Origin of the sequence: Streptomyces sp. NPDC085481 (genome assembly GCF_044541845.1) — a bacterium.
In the GTDB taxonomy this organism is placed as follows: Bacteria; Actinomycetota; Actinomycetes; order Streptomycetales; family Streptomycetaceae; genus Streptomyces.
The window spans coordinates 26,604-43,037 of sequence record NZ_JBITTJ010000013.1 but is presented as its reverse complement, the minus strand read 5'-3'; the positions used below and the strand labels follow the sequence as shown (position 1 = coordinate 43,037).

The window sequence follows — 16,434 nt, the reverse complement described above, 5'->3', positions numbered from 1 at the left end:
AGAGCAAGGGGAGGGAGCCGGCCGGCCCCCTCCCCTCAGGGCGCTACTTCTTCCAGCGGTTGACCTTGATCTTCGGGTACATCACCCATGACCAGAAGCCCTTGTGCTGCCAGATCCCGACCGTGATCTTGACGCCCTTGCTTCTCGGCATCGCGTTCTTGATCTGGATCTCGGCGGCGAACCACCGCATCGCTCCGCCGATGGCCTCGAGGGCCAGGCCCGCGATCTTGGCCCACACGGCGGGCATGGTCAGGCCGATCCGGCCGAAGGCCGACACGAGCCGCGCACCCGCCTTGATGGCGCGGGCCAGCTTCTTGGCCTTCTTCTTCTTGACGTACCAGACCTTCTTCTTCTTCCAGCGCTGGCCGTCCAGGTCCTGCGAGTTCACCGGGTCGCCCGGGTACGCGTAGGCGCTGAGCGAGCCGCCCGGGACCGGGTCGGGCTGGAGGAAGCGGCCGGTGGCCGGCGAGTAGAGGCGGACGCCCATCAGCGTGGAGCCGCTCGGGGTCTCCGAGGAGCGCTGCTGGCCGCCGACCCAGCCGTACCGCGCGGCGGTCGTGCCCTCGGTCCGGTTGCCGTACTCGTCGGTGCGCAGCACCACGGGCGCCTGGGCGGTGTCCGCCGGGAGCTGCACCGACACGTCGCCGTGCAGGTTGAGCAGCTGCAGGACGAGTCCGCCGGTCCTGTCCGTCGTCGCGGTCAGCCGGCCGCTGAGGCCGCCCACGTAGCGGGTGATGGTGCCCTGGGCGTCCTCGGCGGTCCAGGTCGGGTTGTCCCCGGTGCCGTAGTGGTGGGTCTTGGACGCGGTCTGCGTCCAGGTGCCGTCCGTGCCCCTGGCCTCCACCGTCCACGCGGCCAGGCGGCCGGTGGCGTCGAGGTTCCAGGTCTGCCGGCTGTCGCCGACGGTCTCGCTGCGGACGAGGTCGTTGGCGTAGTACGTCAGCTGGGCACCGGCCGGCGTCGCGGTGGTGCGGCCGAAGGCGTCGTAGGCGTAGCCGCTGTCGACGATCCGGTCGGCGCTGTCGTACGTGTGCGAGACGCTGGTGGAACCGGTTCCTCCCTCGGAGCAGTCGGCCGTGGTCAGGCCGGTGCGGTTGCTGTTGGCGTCGAACGCGTAGGTCCTGCGGGTGCACAGGGCGTCCGCGGTGTCCTGCGCGGTCACGAGCCGTCCCGCCGCGTCGTAGCCGTACGCGGTGGAGGTGGCGGTGCCGTCGGACTGGTTGTGCCCGGCCTGCTGGGCGTGCGTGGTGTAGCCGGTGGTGTCGGCCAGCAGGGCCGTGCCGTCGGCGGCCGCGTACCTGCGGGCCGTGGTGTTGCCCGCCGGGTCCCGGTCCACGGTCAGCGTGATGCCGCCGGGCAGGGACTCGGTGGCGAGCTCGCCGTCCGCGTCGTAGCTGCCCCCGAAGGCGCCGGCGACCGAGTCGGTCACCTTGGTGGCGAGGCCCCGCGGCTCCACGGCCGTGTCGTAGGCGTACGTGGTGCTGGACGGCGCCGAGTCGGAGACCTGGACCGGGCGGTCCAGGGCGTCGTACGCGGTGGTGACGGTGTTGCCGCTGCCGTCGGTGGTGCTGATCCGGCGGCCGAGGGCGTCGTAGCCGTACGCCACGGTGGCGCCGGCGGCGGTCTGCGAGGCGACCTCGCCGTTCTGCTGCTGGTAGACCGTCGTGGCCTCGGGTATCGCCGTGCCCACGCCGCCGGTGACGGTGGTCTTCGTCTGCCGGCCCGCCGTGTCGGTGGTGACCGTGGTGGTGCGGGTGGTGCCGTTGGCGGTCTCGGTGACCGTGGAGATGTTGCCCCAGCGGTCGTAGCCGAAGGTCTTGGTGACCAGTTCGGCCGGCTGGGCGCCGCCGCCGGTGACCGTGCCGGCCGGGCTGGTGCGGCACACGAGACCGGCCCAGGCGGGCTTGCCCGCGCAGGCACCGGTGCCGGTCGCCGTCCAGTACTCGGTCAGGGTGGTCAGTGCGTCGGTGCCCTGGGAACGGCCCGTGGTCTCCCTGGTCTTGCGGCCCGCGGCGTCGTACGCCGTGGTGGTGGTGATCGCCAGACCGCCCGGGTCGACGACGCTGCGCACCGGCTGGCCCGAGGTCCAGTCGTAACCGGTGGCCGTGGTGCGGCGGTCGGCGTCGGTGGTGTAGCCCTGCACGGCGGCCCCGGTGACCGCGGTGGTCACCAGGTCCTGCACCACCGCGTCGGCGGGACGGCCCTCGTCATAGGTGTTGACGGTGTGGGTACGGGCCGGGACCTCGCTGCCCGCGGGCAGCGTCCCCTCGGCGGTGCCCCCGGTCAGGGCGCGCTCCAGGGTCACCAGGTGCAGCGGTCCCGACTCCTCCGTCTCGCGGCGCCCGTCCACCGTGTACACGGTGCGGGTGGAGAGCTGCTCCGCGCGCTCGGCGACGGTCGCGTCGATGATGCCGAGCCGGGTCAGCTGCGCCTTCGCCGCGTCGGTGGCGCCGAGCGCCAGCGCCCGGTTGCCGGCGGTCAGGGAGCGCTCCTCGGAGCCGTACTGGTTGTAGTCGACGGAGTCGATGTGGCCGCCGGGCAGGGCCGTGTTGACCTCACGGCCCGAGGCGTCGGCGTACACGATCGTCGCCCGCTTGTACGCGTCCGCGCTCAGCGAGGTGCCGACGTTGGAGGCGGGGACCTGGTCCGCCGGGAAGACGGCGGTGGCCTCGACCGGGGCGTCGTTCTGACCCCAGACGGCGACCGCGGCCGCGTTCATCTGGTACGGGGCCGCGGCGCCCGACACCGGCACCTGGTAGACGACCGTGGTGGTCGCCTTGCCGCCGTCGGTCTGGGTGGCACTGCCCTGCGTGAGCGTCGGCCGCGAAGCGGACAGGAGCATCCCCTCGCCCGCGGTGACGGCCGTGCCCGCCTTGCCGTACGTCAGCGTCCACGGCAGCTCGCCGGGGTCGGTGAGCGCGGTGAGCCGGCCGGCGGCGTCGTAGCCGTACGCGGTCTTCAGCGCGGGGCTGATGCGCGGGTCCCACACCTCGCGCAGCCGACCGGAGGTGTCGTACGCGTACTGGGCGACGGTCTCGGCCGTGGCGGCGCCCGCACCGGGCGTGGTGGCCCACAGCTTGAGCTGGGCGACCTGGCCGGCGTAGTTGCCGAAGGCGCTCGCCGTCGCGGTGGTGGAGGACGCGTACACGTACTCCAGGACCCGGCAGCCGTTGGTGGCGGGCGTGGCCTGGCAGGTGGCGGCGTCGACCGCGGGGGAGGCGCCGATCAGGTACTTGGGACGGGACTGCACCGTGGTGCCCACGGTGACCTTCTCCGAGACCACGGTGGTGGTGGAGTCGTCGACCGACAGGGCGGTGGTGGCGAGCGTCCAGGCCGTCGCCGCCGCGTCGACCTTGCGGAAGACGCTGACGGTGCCGCCGGTGTCCTTCAGGGTGAAGGTGCCGGTCAGCGAGCCCGTCAGGGTGAGGTCCTCGGAGCCCGACTCGGCCTTCCAGCCGCCGCCGGTGGTCGCGGTGAACGCGGTGGCGACGCCGGAGGAGTCGAGGATCTCGACCGAGGTGGCCGAGGTCCTGCGCAGCACCGTCCAGTCGGTGCCCGCGTCCTCGGCGCCCACGCCGGAGGACCAGTTGGGGCCGAAGATCGCGGCCTGGCCCTCCTGGACCTCCTGCGCGACCGGCTGGCGCGAGGAGTGCGAGCGCTCCACGGAGAGCCCGAAGACGTCCGCGTCGCTGTCGCTGAAGGTGAAGTCGCCGGTCTGGGCGTTCACCGTGCCGGGACCGACCTCCAGGCTGGGCGCGTTGCCCGCCTGCCGGTCGAGGGTGACCTCGACGATCTGCGAGTGGTACCTGGCGCTCGTGCCGGCGTCGAACACGGCCCGCAGTTCGAGGACGCCGTCCTCGGCCAGCGAGGTGGCCGCGTCCCACACCAGCGGAGGCGCGGTGCCGGAGGTGACCGTGGCGGGCCAGCTGACGGCCCCGCCCGTGGCGGTGGTGACCTGGGCCGTCGGCACGGTCTTCCAGGCGTCGGTCTCGCCGCGCCGGTACTCGTACGTCACGCCCGTGTACTCGGCCTTGCCCTTGGCCTGCAGGGCGATGCGCCGCGCCGTGTCGTCCCCGTCGGCGGGGGCGATGACGGCCGCGCCGTCGGCGCCGACGCCGAAGGCGTAGGTGGTGACGTCGGCGGAGAGGTTGCCGCCGGAGTCGACGGTCTTGGCGCGCAGCGTGTGCCAGCCGTCCTCGGGGTTGACCGGGATGGTCAGCGCGTCGCCGCCGGTGCCGTCGACGGTGTCGTCCACCCGGTTGGGCAGGTTGGCGTCGTCGACACCCCACAGGAAGCCCTGGCCGTCCGTGGCGGCCGTGTCCAGGGTGCAGGTCACCGCGCCGGTCGCGCGCGCGGTCCAGGTGTCCTTGGCGTACGTCTCACAACTGATCGTCGGCGCGGCCGGCTTGGCCGTGTTCACGCCGAACGGCAGGTAGGCGCTCCACGGGCCGTAGAAGGTCCCGTCGTAGCCCCGCACCCGGTAGCGCAGCTTCGGGCCCGACGGCAGCGCGTTCGCCGTGGGGATGGTCAGCGTCGCGGTCGACCCGGAGGCCACGGCGGCGCTGGTGCCCGTGTAGGTGTACGTCGTGTTGTTGTACGCCGGGTCGGGGGTGATCTCGAACTGCGCCCGGACCGTGGCGCCGTCGGGGTCGGTGACCTTGGCGGACAGCGTCGGGGTCAGCGAGGTCACGTACCGGATGCCGTTGTACGCGTTGACGGCGGACGGCGAGATCGCGGAGGACGTGGCCGTACCCGGGAACGAGTCGTAGGTGACCGTCAGGTGGGGTTCCTGGGCGTTGTCGCCGCTCACGTAGTTGGCCGAGCGGTAGCGCCGCCAGGTCAGCGAGTCGGTCTCGCTGGTGCCCTTGATCTGCAGGCCGTAGTTGGGCTGGCCGTCGGCCCAGGCCTGGACGATCGCGTCGATGTCGAAGTCGACGGTGCCCGCCGGGCAGGCGGAGCTGTAGCCCTTGGCGGCGGTGCTGACCACCGCACCGGTGTCGGTGCTCGCCGGCTGCGCGCCCCAGGTGACCGTGGACGAGTTCCAGTCGGCGGTGATGCGCCGCACCTGGGTGCCTGAGCCGGTGGTCGAGCAGGACGACGCGTAGTACGAGTAGAGCGCCAGGTTGGTGTCGTTGATGCGCTTGCCCTTGAAGGCCGACACGTCGAACTTCACGTATGCGCGGGCCTTGGTGGTGCCGCCGTCGTACGTGCCGGACTTGAGCTCCTCCGAGGAGACCTGCGAGTCCGGGTAGTTGGTGGCCACCCAGGTGTCGGTGGAGGCCGCGAGCGTCGACGTGGGGTCGACGGTGACCGGGTAGGTCACGTCCTTGGTGAAGTACTTCGGGTCCGGCGTCAGGACGAGGGTCTGCCTGCCGTCCTTCGCCGTCTCGATCGTGACCGGGACCTTGGCGAGCCGCTTGGACTCGCCCGAGCGCGGGTCCTTGGAGGAGTCCCACATCATCGGTGCCGGGGCCTCGGCGACCAGCTTGCCCGCGGCGTCCTTGAGCAGCAGGCGCCCGCTGGCGGCCTTGGAGAGCTTGAGTCCCTTGACCTCCACCGGCATGCGGTAACTCACCGGCTGTGTCGGGGCCTTGGCGAGCAGGACGTTCTGCGAGAAGCCCTGCGGCAGCGCCGTGACCGTCAGGGTCTGGCCGCCGCCCAGGTCGTACGCGGCGGTGTCGCCCCTGAGCTTCGGCGCGGGCAGGTTCTTCTCCCAGCCCATCGCGAAGCTGCGGCCGCTGCGGGAGACGGAGGCGAGCCTCTTGTCACCGCCGTCCGAGACGGTGACGTCCGCCGTCGCGGTGCGGGGCTTCAGATCGGCGCCCGCGTCCGCGAGGGTGGTGTTGATGTCCTGCCAGGTGCCGTCCTTCTGCACCCGGACCGGCGCCGCGTACACGGCGGTCTGCATCTGCCCGTCGGGCAGCACGTACGTGGCCGAGGTCTCGGTGCGCGCCGAGAGGACCTCGATCCTGCGCTTCTGCAGCCGCGCCATCAGCCGCGCGGACGCCTCGTCCTGGGCCTCGGCCGGGCCCTTGGGCGCGGCCTCCACGGGCGTGGTGCGCACGGTGGGCTGCTGCGAGCCGACGGCGACGGCCTGGCCGGTGGTGGCGACCATCACCGCCGTCTCGGCGGCGAGCACCGCGGCGACCACGCCGGCGATCGTGCGCAAGCGCTGATGGGTCGATCTGTGCTTTCCTGACCGCTGGGGTCCGTTTGGCACTATCCCTCCCAAATCTTGTCCGTGCCTTGTGACTTCCGGCGGACAGGATTTCGAACCGGTGATCGCCACGCCTCGGATGCCCGGAAACCTTCATAGGTTTCAGAGGTTCTCTTGAGGTAATGGCGGATTCGGCCAAGGGGGATGTGACCAGGGGTCAAGTGCGTTTCGGAAAAGCCGAGTTATTCGCCCGGAAAGCGCGTTCTACGGCCGCAATCGGCGCAACTAGTGCTTCATCAGACGGCGGGCGGCCTCGGCGATGTGCGGGTGGGAGATGCCGGCCTGGTCGAGGAGTTCGCGCGTGGTACCGGAGCCCGGCAGCACGGTGACGGCGAGGTGGGCGAAGGCCGGGCGGCTGCCGGCCGCGGCGAGCGCGGACAGGACGGCCTCGCCCACCCCGCCCTCGGGGTGGTGGTCCTCGACGACGACGAGCGCGCCGGTGTCCCGGGCCGCGCGGGTGAGGGTGTCCGTGTCGACCGGCTTGACCGAGTACAGGTCGACGACCCGGGCCCGGATGCCCTCGGCGGCGAGGTCGTCCGCCGCCTTGAGGCACTCGTGGAGGGTGACGCCGACGCCGATGAGGGTGACGTGGTCCCGCTCGCCGTGGCGGAGGGTCTTGGACCCGCCCACCGGGAAGGCCTCGCCGCTCCGGTAGAGCACGGGGTAGGCGCCGCGGGTGGTGCGCAGGTAGGCGATGCCGTCGAGGTCGGCCATCGCGGCCGTCAGGGCCGCCGTGGAGGTGGCGTCGCTGGGGTAGAGCACCGTGGAGCCGAGGAGGGCCCGCATCATGGCGAGGTCCTCGACGCCCATCTGCGAGGGCCCGTCGGCGCCGATCTCGACACCGCTGTGGGTGCCGCACACCGCCAGGGTGATCCGGGAGACGGCGGCCATGCGCAGGAAGTCGTGGGCGCGGGTGAGGAAGGCGGCGAAGGTGGTGGCGTACGGGCGGAAGCCGCGGACGGCCATGCCGACGGCCTCGGCGACCATCTGCTGCTCGGCGATGTACGTCTGGAAGTAGCGGTCGGGGTGGGCCTTCCCGAAGTCCTCGGCATGGGTGGAGTTGCCGACCTCGGCGTCCAGGACGACGACTTCGGGACGAGCGCCGAGCGCGGCCAGCGCCTTGCCGTAGGCGACCCGGGTGGCGACCTCGTCGCCCACCTCGAAGCGCGGCAGCTCGACGGGCCCGGCGGCCGGGCGGGCGGGGGGCGGCGAGTCGTCGGGCGGCAGGGGGCCTCGTACGCTCAGGTCACGGCGGCCGCCGAGCTCGGCGACGGCGCGGTCGGCCATGTCCTGGGGGAGGGGCTTGCCGTGCCAGCCGTTCTTGTCGGCGACCTCCGACGCGCCGCGGCCCTTGACGGTCCTGGCGACGACGACGGTGGGGCCCTGCCCGTCGGAGGCGACGGTGAGGGCGTGGTCGATCGCTTCGAGGTCGTGGCCGTCGACGACGACGGCACGGCAGCCGAACGCCTCGACGCGGCGTGCGTACGCGCCGGTGTCCCACTCCAGCTCGGTGGGGCCGCTCTGGCCGAGGCGGTTCACGTCGATCAGGGCGGTGAAGTTGGCCAGCCGGCGGTGGCCGGCCTTGTCGAGCGCCTCCCACACGGAGCCCTCGGTCATCTCGCTGTCGCCGCACAGCACCCACACCCGGAACGGCCGTTGCTCCAGGTCCCGGCCCGCGAGCGCGATGCCGACCCCGTAGGCGATGCCCTGCCCGAGCGACCCGGTCGCCAGGTCCACCCAGGGCAGCACCGGAGTGGGGTGGCCCTGCAGACGGTGCCCGAAGCGGCGGTACGTCGTCATCAGCTCGTCGTCGCCGATCACGCCGGCGGCCTTGAACATCGCGTACAGCAGCGGGGAGGCGTGTCCCTTGGAGAAGATCAGGTGGTCGCCGGCCGGGTTGTCGGGCGCGTTCCAGTCGTAGCGCAGGTGGCGGGTCATCAGGACCGCCATCAGGTCGGCCGCCGACAGGCTGGAGGTGGGATGCCCGGACCCCGCCGCCGTGCTGGCGCGCACGGAGTCCACCCGCAGTTGCTGGGCGAGCTCGAAGACCTGCGAGAGGTCGCTCTCGGGGCCGAGCGTGGTGGTTCGTACCGAGGTCATGGTGGAGGTCCTTTCCCCGCGGGCGGGGTGGGGCATGGTGTCTCTACTCGACCGGCCAGGTGTGCGCCGGGGCGTTCATGTGCATGAAGTCGATGTACTGGCGGGTCATCCGCCGCAGTGCCTGGTGCCGGTCCACATGGCCGATGTCGTGGATGTGGTGGAAGGTCTCCGACTGCCATACGGCGCCGTTGCGGCCGCTGACGCAGCGCTGCTCGATGATCCCGAGCAACGGCTCCCGCCAGGCCGCGTCCAGGCCGAGCCGTTCGAGGCCGCGGTCCGCGAGCGGGAGCAGGCGGCGCAGCACCAGCTCGGTCGCCGGGACCTCGCCCATGCCCGGCCAGTACAGCTGGGCGTCGATGCCGTGCCGGGCCGCGGCGTGCAGGTTGTCCTCGGCGGCCGCGAAGGACATGCGGGACCAGACGGGCCGGTCCTCGTCGACCAGGGCGCGGACGAGCCCGTAGTAGAAGGCGCCGTTCGACAGCACGTCGGCCACCGTGGGGCCGGCGGGCAGCACGCGGTTCTCCACCCGCAGGTGCGGTACGCCGTCGACCACGGCGTAGACGGGGCGGTTCCAGCGGTAGACCGTCCCGTTGTGCAGGGTGAGTTCGGCGAGGCCGGGGATCCCGCCGCCGGCGAGGATCTCCTGCGGGTCCTCGTCGTCGCAGAGCGGCAGCAGCGCCGGGAAGTACCGGGCGTTCTCCTCGAAGAGGTCGAAGACGCTGGTGATCCACCGCTCGCCGAACCACACCCGGGGGCGTACCCCCTGCACCTTGATCTCGTCCGGGCGGGTGTCGGTGGCCTGCTCGAAGAGCGGGATACGGGTCTCGCGCCACAGCTCCTTGCCGAACAGGAACGGGGAGTTCGCCGCCAGGGCCACCTGCACCCCCGCGACGGCCTGCGCGGCGTTCCAGTAGTCGGCGAACTCGTCCGGCGAGACCTGCAGGTGGAACTGGGTGCTGGTGCAGGCCGCCTCCGGCGTGATCGTCTCCGTGTAGGTGCGCAGCTTCTCCACGCCGTCGACCGCGATGAGCAGGTCCTCGCCCCGCGCGGAGAAGATCTGCTCGTTCAGCAGGTGGTAGCGCGGGTTCTCGGACAGCGACTCGGGCCCCACGTCCTTCAGTTCGAGGGTCGGCAGGATCCCGATCATGATCAGGTGCGCGCCGACCGCCGCGGCCTGCTCCTCGGCGTGGTCGAGCGCGCCCCGTATCTCCTGTTCCCAGGAGCCACGGCCGCCCGCGGTGAGCTCCCGCGGCGCGATGTTGATCTCCAGATTGAACCGGCCCAGCTCGCTGGACCAGGAGGGATCCGCGATCGCCTCCAGGACGTCCGCACTGCGCATGGCGGGCTCGGCGTCGGCGTCCACGAGGTTCAGCTCGATCTCGATGCCGACCTGGGGCCGCTCGAAGTCGAAGCGCGACTCCCGCAGCATCTGGGCGAACACGTCGAGGCACGTGTGCATCTTGTTCCGGAACCGGCGACGGTCGTCACGGGTGAACACCAGCGCCGGGACGTCGCGTCCCATTCGGCCCTCCCGAGCTCATCGGCACGGACCTGCCCCTTCAGCGTCCCACTTCGAGGCCGACCCAACCACCGTGGCCGACGGCCGGGCGCTCACCCGACCGGTGCGCCGGCATCGATGAGAAAATCAGGGGAACGGGACACATCAGTCCTGGACGCCACCCGGATCCGAGCCACGGAGGTGGATCATGGGAGAGGCACGCACGGTCATGGACCGTCTCACCGAGGCGGTGACGAAGCCGGATCTCGACGCGATCGCCGAGCTGTTCGCCGAGGACGCCGTCGCCCTCACCCCGGACGAGGGGGAGATACGGGGGCGCGACGCGATCGTCGAGTACTGGCGCTCGCTGGCCGAACCGATACCGGATGCCACGTTCACGCCCCTTCATCAGTACGAGATCGGCGACACCGCGATCGACGAGGGCATCTACAGCGGCGTGAACACGGGGCCGATCCCGCTCCCCACCGGCGAGACCCTGCCGCCCACGGGCAAGACCGTCAACATCCGGGGGGTCGACCTCGCGACGGTCAAGGACGGCCGGATCGAGAGCTACCGGCTGTACTTCGACCAGATGGAGTTCCTGGACCAGCTGGGCCTGCTCCCGGAGGCCTGATCTCCGACGGCCGGCACCGCACGGCGGACAGGGGGACGACTGTCAGCACCCTCTACTGACGACCGCACTCGGGGCAGGATGACGCGCGCACCCGGACATCGGCCCCACCTCCTGCTCCATGTGCGCGCCTACCAGCTCACCGCGGCGGCCCCGCCGCCGGCCGGCGGCCCGTGTCCGGAATCCGGTGCGGCACCACCACGACCTGCACCTCGTCCTCGTACACGATCCGCCCCGGGTCCACCGACTCGATCCGCTCGCACGCCACCCCGTGCGCGGCCAGGAGATCCAGGTAGCCGGTCACCCGGTCGAGGAGATGGGCGGCCGTCGCCTTGAACCAGGCGACGGCGCCGGGGTGCAGGTCGTGGTCGTAGACGGTCGGATCGGTGGCGGACGGATCGGGGTACGCGGCGTCGTACCAGTCGTTGGCGGCCCGCCAGAACCGGAACTCCTCCTCGCTGAGCCGCCCTTCCCGGGCCAGTCCGTTGGCCAGGGCGAAGACGCCCGGGAAGTGGGCCCGTGGGCTGCGTACCGTCCCCTGGTAGCGCACGAACAGCGTTTCGCTCATCGGCCGGGCTCCTCGGGGTCGCGTTTCGGAGGCATCGAGGCAGTCTGGCAAACGGGGCCGCGCAGGGCGCCGCCGCGTCCGCGCGCAGGGGTCCGATCGGGCCAGGGGGCCATGGCGTCTCCCGCACCCCGTACCGCCGACCACGTGGAGGGCCGCTTCGGCTGACATGTGGAGGAAATCTGATCACCTCGTGAGTTTTCCGTCGGCGAATCCCTCGCGGATCCGGTGGAGATCCTGCCGCCGCCGCGTTCCAACTCATCAGTAACCCTCCTTGACCAGCACATTCGTGCTCCGCTCGGGCGTGGAGGCAGCGGCCACCCGGGAGTTGTGTACGACAGGTATGGTCGGGCGCATTCACTCGTACGGGTGAGGGAATCTGCGGGAATTCCGCTGGAGAGAGGGAAAACGGGGCACACTCGGACCCCGCGTGCGAGGACCGACCGAAGACGTTCGAGGCGAGGCAGACCGATGGAAGTTCCGACGACCCCGTCGGCCGGCGGGAGCAGACCTGGTGGTGGAGGTGGGGCCGGAGGCTGGTTCGGGCCGAGCCCCGACGTGGCGAGCCCCGGGGAGGCGACTCCCAGGGAGGCGGCTCCCAGGGAGGCGGGCCCCTGGCGGGAAAGCCCCAGGGAGGCGACTCCCAGGCGGCCGGGCCCCCCACCGGTAGGCCCCAGAGGAGAGCGGCCGGCTCCGGAGGCTCCCGAGGAAACCTCCGACGCCGCGCTCCTGCGCCGCACCATGGCCGAGATCGAGCCGATCGCCGACAAGGTCACCTCGTACTTCTACGCGCTGCTCTTCCTCCGCCACCCCGACCTGCGCGCGCTCTTCCCCGCGGCCATGGACTCCCAGCGCGACCGCCTGTTCAAGGCGCTGCTCACGGCCGCCACCCACGCGGACGACGCCGAGACCCTGACCACGTACCTCAGACACCTCGGCCGCGGCCACCGGAAGTACGGCACCCTCCCCGAGCACTACCCGGCCGTCGGCGAGGCCCTGATCGGCGCGCTCACCCGCTACGCCCCGTCGGTCTGGGGGCCGAGGACCGAGGCCGCCTGGGTCGGCGCGTACACCCTGATATCCCAGATCATGATCGACGCGGCGACCGAGGACGAGCTGCGCGCGCCCGCCTGGTGGCAGGCGGAGGTGGTCGCCCACGACATGCGGACGAAGGACATCGCGGTCGTCACGGTCCGGCCCGACCAGCCCTACCCCTTCCTCGCCGGGCAGTACACCACCCTGGAGACCCCCTGGTGGCCGCGGGTCTGGCGGCACTACTCCTTCGCCTCCGCGCCACGCTCCGACGGACTGCTCTCCTTCCACGTCAAGGCCGTCCCCGCGGGCTGGGTCTCCAACGCGCTCGTCCACCGCGCCCGCCCCGGGGACGTCATCCGGCTCGGTCCCCCCAGCGGCTCCATGACCGTGGACCACAGCCGCGACAACGGCCTGCTCTGTCTCGGCGGCGGCACCGGCATCGCGCCCATCAAGGCCCTGGTCGAGGACGTCGCCCAGCACGGCAGGCGGCGCACCGTCGACGTGTTCTACGGAGCCCGCCGCAACGACGACCTGTACGACATCCACACCATGCTGCGGCTCCAGCAGTCCCACCCCTGGCTCTCCGTCCGCCCGGTCGTGGACGACGGCCCCGTCGGCCTGCTGTCCGGCGGCCTGCCCGAGGCGGTACGCGAGTTCGGCCCCTGGCACACCTACGACGCCTACCTGTCGGGCCCGCCCGGCATGATCCGCCGCAGCGTCGACTCCCTGGTGGGCATGGGCGTCCCCACCCACCGCATACGGCACGACTCCATCGAGGAACTGGTCGGGGCAACGACGTGAGCACTTTCGAACAGGCAGCCGGACAGCGGCAGGCGACCCCGCTGCGCACCCACCGCCCCGGCAGCGACGGCGAACACGACGTCCAGCAACGCATGGGCACCACGGAGCGCGCCGACCGCTTCTACGCCGACCAGGTCCTCGACCGGCTGAACCCGCTGATGCGGGAGTTCGTGGCACGACAGGAGATGTTCTTCCTCGCCACCGCCGACCGGCACGGCGAGTGCGACAACACCTTCCGCGCAGGACCGCCCGGCTTCCTCCACGTCCTGGACGAGCGGACGCTCGCCTACCCCGAGTACCGGGGCAACGGCGTCCACGCCAGCCTCGGCAACATCGAGGAGAACCCGCACGTCGGCATCCTCATGGTCGACTTCCTCCGGGACCGCATCGGCCTCCATGTCAACGGCTCGGCCCGGATCGTGGCCGACGACGAGATGCGCCGCGCCCACTCCGGGCTCGCGGTCGACCCGGTGCCCGGCCGGCGGGCCCTGGTGTGGGTGGAGGTCGACGTCGACGAGGCGTACATCCACTGCGCGAAGCACATCCCGCACCTCCAGAAGGTCCCCCGGCACGGCGCGGGACGTCCCTGGGGCACGGACGACTTCAAGCGCAAGGGCGGCGACTTCTTCGAGGCCGCGGCCGAGGCACCCGGGCGCGGCCCGTTCCTGCCGCCACCCCGCGCGGACGCGGCGACCTGGCGGGCGGAGGCCGAGAAGGCCCTGGAGCGGGCGGAACGGCGCGCGGGCGACGCGGGGGCACGGCGGTTCAGTGGGTGGTTCAGCAGGCGGACGCCCGTCGGATGACGTGAGGGTGGTCGGCCGGGTCTACGTGGCCGCGGCCGCCTGCCGGCGGACCAGGGCCTTCGCGAACAGCAGATGGCCGATCGCCTCGGCGGCGAGCAGCAGGACCACCAGCCAGGGCGCGAGGGCGTCGGCGCCGAGGACGACGAGGAGCGGGATGCCGATGCCGGGGACCGCCCAGACGGCGACGTGTCGCAGGGGCCGGCCGAATCTCAGGGCGATCAGGGCGTGCGCCGCGTGGTAGAGGGCCAGGCCCCCGGCGAGCGCCCAGACCGCCCCGCGGGCCAGGTGGTCGTGGCCGGACTCCTCCACGGCGGTGGCCAGTCCCGCGGCCATGGAGATGACGGCGGCGGTGACGAAGAAGTGCAGGAAGCCGCCCACGTCACGGGCGAGGAGATAGGCGTCGCGCCTGTTCGCGCTCCCGATGACCCGCTCCGCCGCGGTCGACGCGAAGTCGAAGTACGACCACCAGAGCGCGGCCAGCAGGACGAACCCGAGCACCGCCACCACACCGGCCGCCGCCGTCCAGGTCTGGTCGGTGGAGGTGATGAGGCCGAGCACGGACTCGCCGAGCACGATGATCACGAAGAGGCCGACCCGTTCGACCAGGTGCCCGGTGTGCAACCGCCCCGGGACGCCCTGGCCGCGAGAGGCGAGCAGCAGGACCATCTCCGCGAGCAGCAGGGCGGCCCAGACCGGGTAGCGCCAGGGCGCGGGTACGGCGGCCGAGCCGGCCCACAGCAGCCCGGAGAGCAGGCAGTACGTCAGCGGCCGCCAGCGGGGGATCGTGTCGGGCGCGGGAAGGCGGGTGGCGGGCCACCACAGGGCCAGCAGGACGAGTCGGGTGCCCGCGTAGCCGAGGGCGTAGGCGGGTCCCCGGTCGCCGTCGGCCTCCGGCACCGCGGCGGCCATCACCGCCAGGCACAGCATGGCGGCCAGCATGGCGACGCGGCGGCGGGCGCGGTCGTCCTCGAAGAGGTTGGCGGAGACCGTGAGGTTGGCCCACATCCACCAGGGAGGGAAGTAGAGGGCGAAGAAGACGCCGAACTCGTGCCAGCCCGGGTCGCCGTGCAGGCCGTGCGAGAGCTGGGCGACGAAGGCGACGAACACCAGGTCGAAGAAGAGCTCCAGCCAGCCGGCGTGCCGGGGCGCGGGCGAGGGCGCGGACTCGGGCGACGGAGCCGTCGGGTGCGGAGTGCTCATCGGGCCATCCGGGAGGGCGGGTTTCGGCTGCGGCACGGCCTGAGGTGACGACTTGCCGCATCAGACCCGCTGCATCAGATCACGATTCCGGCCCCTTCGCCGCCGAACGCGCCCCGCGGGACCGCCCGGTGCTCGACGGGGGGGCCCGGCGCCAGGACAGGCCCCGGGTCCTGTCCGCCCGGTCACGCGGGTGTCACCAGCCGAAGCGGCGGTCGACCAGGGCGGCGAACTCCTCGAAGGTCAGCACGCGGTCGCCGTTCACGTCGGCCTCGTCGAACAGGGCCGAGGAGTCGTCGTCGCCGCCCACGCCCCAGAAGGGGATCACTCCCTGCGCGGCGAGGGTCGGGCCCTTGGCACGGAGGGCACTGATGACCTCGGCGCGCGTCAGGGTGCCGTCCTGGTCGAGATCGAGCGCGTCGAAGAGTATCCGGGCCTTGTCGCTCATCGCGTGTCCTGTCCCCTGTGGCCGTGGGCGTCGTGTCGGCCGTCGTCCTCATCGTAAGGACGTCGGGTCCGCCCGGCGGGTTGCCTCGTCGTCTCCGGCCCTCAGCGGGTTCTCTCCGACCCTCGACGGCGCCGGTCCCATGGTCTCTCCGTCCGAACGGTGCTCGTACGGTCACTCCTCTCGCGCGCTCCTGATCAGGTGGTCGCGTACGAGGGTGACGTGCGGGTTGGCGGAGGAGCCGGGGCGCTGGACCAGGAAGGCGGTGTTGATCGGGGCGTCGTCCGGCCGGTGCAGCAGGACCAGGGCGCCGGAGGCCAGCTCGGCCGTGCACAGGTAGCGCGGCAGGACGCTGAAGCCCGCGCCGCCGGTCACGGCGGCCCGCACGGCCCGCAGGTCGGGCACCGTGACGGCGGGGTCGGCGGTGAGGCGGCGGCCGAAGACGTGCCGCCAGTAGCGGCGGAGGATCGGCAGGTCCTCGGCGTACGAGACGAGGGGCAAGCCCTGAAGTGCCGCGGGCCCCTCGGCGGCGATCCGGGAGCCGATCCGCTCGGCCCACACGGGCGCGGCGACCAGCACGAACTCCTCGTCGGCCAGCGGGACCGAGGCCAGTGACCGGCCGCGGGGGCGCAGGGTGGACACCACCAGGTCGTGCCGCCCGGCGCGCAGCGCGTCGAGCAGGTCGTCGGTGAGGCCGAAGCCGACGCGCAGCCGTACGCCCTTCTCGATCAGCGGCGCCAGGGTCGGCAGCACGCTGTGCGAGAGGTACTCGGCCGGGCCCGCCAGATGGACGGGGTCCACGTCGCCCTCGCCGAGCAGCCCGCCCGGTCCGCCGACGGCGCCGAGCGCGTCCAGCGGCGCCATGACACGAGCCGCCAGCTCGTCCGCGAACGGGGTCGGGGCGACGCCGCGCGGCAGCCGTTCGAACAGCTCCCGGCCCAGCTGGCCCTCCAGGGCGCGGATCTGCGTGGTGACGGTCGGCTGGGAGAGGCCGAGCATGCGGGCGCCCGCGGTGAAGGCACCGGCCCGGTAGACCGCGAGGAAGGTCCGCAGCAGGTTCAGGTCGGGCAGTCCCGGCCCGTGCACGGGCCCCGCGGGCATTCCCGGCTGTCCATCGGATTTCCTATCGGCCATATGCCCGA

10 protein-coding genes are annotated in these 16,434 nt (G+C 72.3%); 3 read left to right on the top strand and 7 right to left on the bottom strand.

Annotation, left to right across the window (positions count from 1 at the left end; genetic code table 11):
* Positions 1 to 43: 43 nt before the first annotated feature.
* From ACIGEZ_RS25185 to ACIGEZ_RS25175, 3 genes are all read right to left on the bottom strand, one after another.
* Positions 44 to 6,169 carry a DNRLRE domain-containing protein gene (locus ACIGEZ_RS25185; RefSeq protein WP_399834759.1) on the bottom strand — a complete coding sequence of 2,042 codons (6,126 nt, stop codon included), beginning with the start codon at positions 6,167 to 6,169 and terminating at the stop codon, positions 44 to 46.
* Between the two features lie 273 nt (positions 6,170 to 6,442).
* Positions 6,443 to 8,317, bottom strand: coding sequence for a transketolase (locus tag ACIGEZ_RS25180; protein ID WP_399834757.1), 1,875 nt, complete (start codon positions 8,315 to 8,317; stop codon positions 6,443 to 6,445).
* 43 nt (positions 8,318 to 8,360) lie between these two features.
* Positions 8,361 to 9,839: a glutamate-cysteine ligase family protein gene (locus ACIGEZ_RS25175; RefSeq protein ID WP_399834755.1), complete on the bottom strand. Its 1,479-nt coding sequence runs from the start codon at positions 9,837 to 9,839 to the stop codon at positions 8,361 to 8,363.
* Positions 9,840 to 10,023: 184 nt separating this feature from the next.
* Here ACIGEZ_RS25175 and ACIGEZ_RS25170 point away from each other — a divergent pair, with 184 nt between their 5' ends.
* On the top strand, positions 10,024 to 10,449 hold the full coding sequence (locus ACIGEZ_RS25170; RefSeq protein ID WP_399834753.1) for an ester cyclase: 426 nt from the start codon (positions 10,024 to 10,026) through the stop codon (positions 10,447 to 10,449).
* 136 nt (positions 10,450 to 10,585) lie between these two features.
* Here ACIGEZ_RS25170 and ACIGEZ_RS25165 read toward each other — a convergent pair whose 3' ends face one another.
* A complete protein-coding gene (locus ACIGEZ_RS25165) occupies positions 10,586 to 11,014 on the bottom strand; it encodes a hypothetical protein (protein WP_399834751.1) in 429 nt (142 codons plus the stop codon).
* Positions 11,015 to 11,482: 468 nt separating this feature from the next.
* On the opposite strand from ACIGEZ_RS25165, the gene ACIGEZ_RS25160 reads away from it, so the two are divergent.
* Positions 11,483 to 12,847, top strand: coding sequence for a globin domain-containing protein (locus ACIGEZ_RS25160; RefSeq protein WP_399834749.1), 1,365 nt, complete (start codon positions 11,483 to 11,485; stop codon positions 12,845 to 12,847).
* A gap of 92 nt (positions 12,848 to 12,939) precedes the next feature.
* Positions 12,940 to 13,650 (top strand): pyridoxamine 5'-phosphate oxidase family protein, encoded by a 711-nt coding sequence (locus ACIGEZ_RS25155; RefSeq protein WP_399835262.1) that lies wholly within the window; start codon positions 12,940 to 12,942, stop codon positions 13,648 to 13,650.
* A gap of 21 nt (positions 13,651 to 13,671) precedes the next feature.
* Here the strand turns inward: ACIGEZ_RS25155 and ACIGEZ_RS25150 are convergent, their stop codons facing one another.
* The 3 genes from ACIGEZ_RS25150 to ACIGEZ_RS25140 all read right to left on the bottom strand — a co-directional run bounded on the left by ACIGEZ_RS25150 (position 13,672) and on the right by ACIGEZ_RS25140 (position 16,393).
* Positions 13,672 to 14,850 (bottom strand): low temperature requirement protein A, encoded by a 1,179-nt coding sequence (locus tag ACIGEZ_RS25150; RefSeq protein ID WP_399834747.1) that lies wholly within the window; start codon positions 14,848 to 14,850, stop codon positions 13,672 to 13,674.
* 193 nt (positions 14,851 to 15,043) lie between these two features.
* Positions 15,044 to 15,295, bottom strand: coding sequence for an EF-hand domain-containing protein (locus tag ACIGEZ_RS25145; protein WP_399834745.1), 252 nt, complete (start codon positions 15,293 to 15,295; stop codon positions 15,044 to 15,046).
* Positions 15,296 to 15,466: 171 nt separating this feature from the next.
* Positions 15,467 to 16,393, bottom strand: a complete 927-nt coding sequence (locus ACIGEZ_RS25140) for a LysR family transcriptional regulator (protein WP_399834743.1) — start codon at positions 16,391 to 16,393, stop codon at positions 15,467 to 15,469.
* Positions 16,394 to 16,434: the final 41 nt, after the last annotated feature.

Bases quoted from the DNA above. Each gene is read 5' to 3' on its own strand.
- ACIGEZ_RS25180 (WP_399834757.1), bottom strand. From the start codon at position 8,317: ATGACCTCGGTACGAACCACCACGCTCGGCCCCGAGAGCGACCTCTCG.
- ACIGEZ_RS25175 (WP_399834755.1), bottom strand. From the start codon at position 9,839: ATGGGACGCGACGTCCCGGCGCTGGTGTTCACCCGTGACGACCGTCGC.
- ACIGEZ_RS25170 (WP_399834753.1), top strand. From the start codon at position 10,024: ATGGGAGAGGCACGCACGGTCATGGACCGTCTCACCGAGGCGGTGACG.
- ACIGEZ_RS25165 (WP_399834751.1), bottom strand. From the start codon at position 11,014: ATGAGCGAAACGCTGTTCGTGCGCTACCAGGGGACGGTACGCAGCCCA.
- ACIGEZ_RS25160 (WP_399834749.1), top strand. From the start codon at position 11,483: ATGGAAGTTCCGACGACCCCGTCGGCCGGCGGGAGCAGACCTGGTGGT.
- ACIGEZ_RS25155 (WP_399835262.1), top strand. From the start codon at position 12,940: ATGGGCACCACGGAGCGCGCCGACCGCTTCTACGCCGACCAGGTCCTC.
- ACIGEZ_RS25150 (WP_399834747.1), bottom strand. From the start codon at position 14,850: ATGAGCACTCCGCACCCGACGGCTCCGTCGCCCGAGTCCGCGCCCTCG.
- ACIGEZ_RS25145 (WP_399834745.1), bottom strand. From the start codon at position 15,295: ATGAGCGACAAGGCCCGGATACTCTTCGACGCGCTCGATCTCGACCAG.
- ACIGEZ_RS25140 (WP_399834743.1), bottom strand. From the start codon at position 16,393: ATGCCCGCGGGGCCCGTGCACGGGCCGGGACTGCCCGACCTGAACCTG.